The 3,076-nt window shown below is 37.2% G+C and carries 4 protein-coding genes; all 4 read right to left on the bottom strand.

What is annotated here, in order from left to right; translation table 11 throughout:
- Window positions 1-56 precede the first annotated feature (56 nt).
- Window positions 57-551 (bottom strand): lecithin retinol acyltransferase family protein, encoded by a 495-nt coding sequence (locus tag G322_RS0118355; protein WP_022943139.1) that lies wholly within the window; start codon window positions 549-551, stop codon window positions 57-59.
- 173 nt (window positions 552-724) lie between these two features.
- Entirely contained in the window at window positions 725-1,195 is a 471-nt protein-coding gene (locus tag G322_RS0118350; protein ID WP_022943138.1) for a hypothetical protein, read from the bottom strand.
- A gap of 120 nt (window positions 1,196-1,315) precedes the next feature.
- On the bottom strand, window positions 1,316-1,687 hold the full coding sequence (locus tag G322_RS0118345; protein ID WP_022943137.1) for an MmcQ/YjbR family DNA-binding protein: 372 nt from the start codon (window positions 1,685-1,687) through the stop codon (window positions 1,316-1,318).
- 581 nt (window positions 1,688-2,268) lie between these two features.
- Window positions 2,269-2,523, bottom strand: a complete 255-nt coding sequence (locus tag G322_RS0118340) for a hypothetical protein (RefSeq protein ID WP_022943136.1) — start codon at window positions 2,521-2,523, stop codon at window positions 2,269-2,271.
- Window positions 2,524-3,076 lie beyond the last annotated feature (553 nt).

The raw sequence follows: 3,076 nt of genomic DNA, 5'->3' as shown, positions 1-3,076 counted from the left end.
GTTGGCTATAATCGCGAAGCGATGGCCAACTGTTATTTTTCCGTTTAAGCAACTTGTTATACGCTTGTTTCACGTTTTTTCTCAACAGCTTTGGCAAGCATAACAGCAAGCCCCCCTAGCAATACTGCACCACCGACAATTTTCATTGCTTTAGGGTTTTCAGCTAAAGCAACAACGGCTAAACCGCCAATAGCTAAACCACCAACACCTGCTTTAATTTGACTAGAAGACACTTTAAGCCCAGAACTCCACTTTACAAAGTGTTCACAATTATTATCTGTTAATGAGTATTTCCAAGTCCCTATTTGAGAACGAGCATCCGAAAGAATTTGTACAATAGATTTTTCTGTGTTTGATACAGCTACATATGTATGTTTACCTTGAGTAACATCATCCCAAGGTTCTTCTTGAACAGTACCAGTTCTCTTGGTGGCAGAAATAAGCATGTTTTTACCAAGAGAACAAAGACGATCAGAAGCAACTGACCAATGCTGATAAAGACCAAACTGAGTTACGACGACATCTCCAGCTTGCACTACTAAGTTTTTCATTTATTAACTTCCATTTAATTTAAGTACTTACTATATGTGGACACTGAAGCTGGATTTCAATGATGAGCGTATAACGCCGTTTTAAGCGGCAAATTGCAGTTGGCTAAAATAAGTGAGGCACGAACAAAAAGCCAACTGTAATTTGTCCGTCTTGAAAACCCTTGTTAGAAGGTTTAATCTGAGCAAGACCCAATGAATAAATAAGCTTTTCCAGAAACTTCAATGTTGAAACTAAAATCCCAAAATACAGGATAAAACGGGTGACCTTTTTCAAGGTAAAACTTTGTTATCTTTGAAGCCTTTGACAATAACGATTGAAGCTCACTTTCTAAATCTGATATGTGTTTTTTGTGAAGTTCAGTACCCACGTAATGCCTGTTAGGGTATGAGCTGTCATCAGAGTCACCTAAATATGAAAGTGCCGTATGTAGTTCTCTTTGCACGTCTTGATCAGTAACCAATGATTTTTCACCAGCAATAGCTTCCGAACCCAGTACTATTTTGATTATTTGATCTGTTGTATTAGAACCAATTACTACAGCAGGAAATAAAAGCATTTCTGCTGAGTAATTAAGAGTATCACCGCTTTTCACATCATTAAGTAGAGCCAAAACATTTGCGAGTTTATTGTTAAAATACTCCATACTTATCTAACCTTCTAACGCCCACATTAAGCGGACTAAAATTGTTGGCTAAACTGTGTAGCGAAGCGGAACGTAGCCAACTGTTTTTGTTCCGTTTAAATTGACTTGTTATAAGGCTATTTACTCTACTGCTTGGTTCAACCCCAGTTCTTTTTGCTTAATCTTTGTTAGTCCTAACGAAACTAAGCGGTGAGACTCTCTAAGATAATATTGCAAGTCATCATCTTTTTCTTTATTACCATCAATTTGCTGTATCCATTTCATGCCGCGATTAGCAAAATATGGGGCTGGTATATAACCTTCACATTCACTTAAAAAATAGTAATTTTGCTCTGACGTTTTAAAAGTAAAAGCAACCTGTTTATTTTTTCCCCAGCCTCCAATTCCAAACACTTTACCACCAACTTTCCAAACATGAGAGTTCCCCCACTGAACAACATATGTAGTTGCAGCTAAGGAACCACAAAATTGATTAAATTCTTCGTAATTCATCGCAATACCACATGCCTTATAACGCCCAATTAAGCGGACTAAAATTGTTGGCTATAATGTGTAGCGAAGCGAAACCGAGCCAACTGTTTTAGTTCCGTTTAAATTGCTTGTTAGTTGCCTTTGGGACAACGCTACCGACAGCAATAACTTGCTGATATTCGGTAACTTTACCGTTTATAGGGTTCAGAAACTAGTACCAACATTTGAAAACATGACGTACTCAAGGTTTAACAATCAGAAACTTAAAACAGAATTTCCGCTAATGACCAAAGCCAAGATAATGGAGCCTAAGATTACTTTGAATTTCGATATTAAGCTTTGCACTGGCGACTATTAGCAAAGAGTTAGCCTCAACGGAATGAGCGTATTCATAAAACCCACAACGCACCCATTTATGAACACAAAACAACTATCCAAAACTCAAAGTCACAATTCAGAAACTAAATAGTGCAATAGGATTAAGGCAGACTAACGCCCGCTTAAGCGGAAAAATGCAGTTGGCTATAATTTGTAGCGTAGCGGAAAAAGCCAACTGTATTTTTTCCGTTTGAAGCGCTTGTTATATGCCGAGTAAACCAAGGCTAATTAGCTTTTTTAATAAATATCCCATAAATCCATAAAGGTAAATATGTAAAATCAATTATTGGAGCTAACCACAAATAATTAGTTAATTTACCGCTAGGCATAATAAGAACACCAATTAACATAAAAATACCGCCCACCAAAGGAACACCACTAGGACCTTTTTTATTTACTATTTTCCTAATTGATATAGGCCAGTTAGCTATCCCTATGAGCAAGCCAACTAAGGCTAGCGATAAACCCAAAATATCCATTTGATAACTCTCGCTATTTTATATACACCTAGTCTTGATAGGCATATAACGCCGCAATAAGCGGACTAAAGTAGTGGGTTATAATGTGGAGCGAAGCGAAACGTAACCCACTGTTTTAGTTCCGTTTAATTTCCTTGTTAGATGCCTTTTGGACAACACAACCGACAGCAATAACTTGCTGATATTCGGTAACTTTACCCTTTGTAGCGTTCAGAAACTAGCTTCCATCTTTGAAAACATGACACTCTCAATGTTTAATCATCAGAAACTGAAAAACAGAATTTCCGCTAGTGACCAAGTCTAAGATAATGGAGCCTTAGATTACTTAAAATTACGATATTAACCTTTTCACTGGCGACTATTAGCCGATAGTAATTCCGAACGGAATGAACGTTTTTTAAAAACTAACAACGCACCGACTTATGAACGTAAAACAACTAAATTAAGATTTAAGCTCACTACTCAAAAACTAAAAATACACTTAGGTTTTAAGGCAACTAACGCCTCGTTAAGCGGATAAAAATGGTTGGCTATAATCGCGAAGCGATGGCCA

The organism is Psychromonas hadalis ATCC BAA-638, from assembly GCF_000420245.1.
Taxonomy (GTDB): domain Bacteria; phylum Pseudomonadota; class Gammaproteobacteria; order Enterobacterales; family Psychromonadaceae; genus Psychromonas; species Psychromonas hadalis.
The sequence above is the reverse complement of the archived record's forward strand: the minus strand, read 5'-3'. Positions and strand labels throughout refer to the sequence as shown.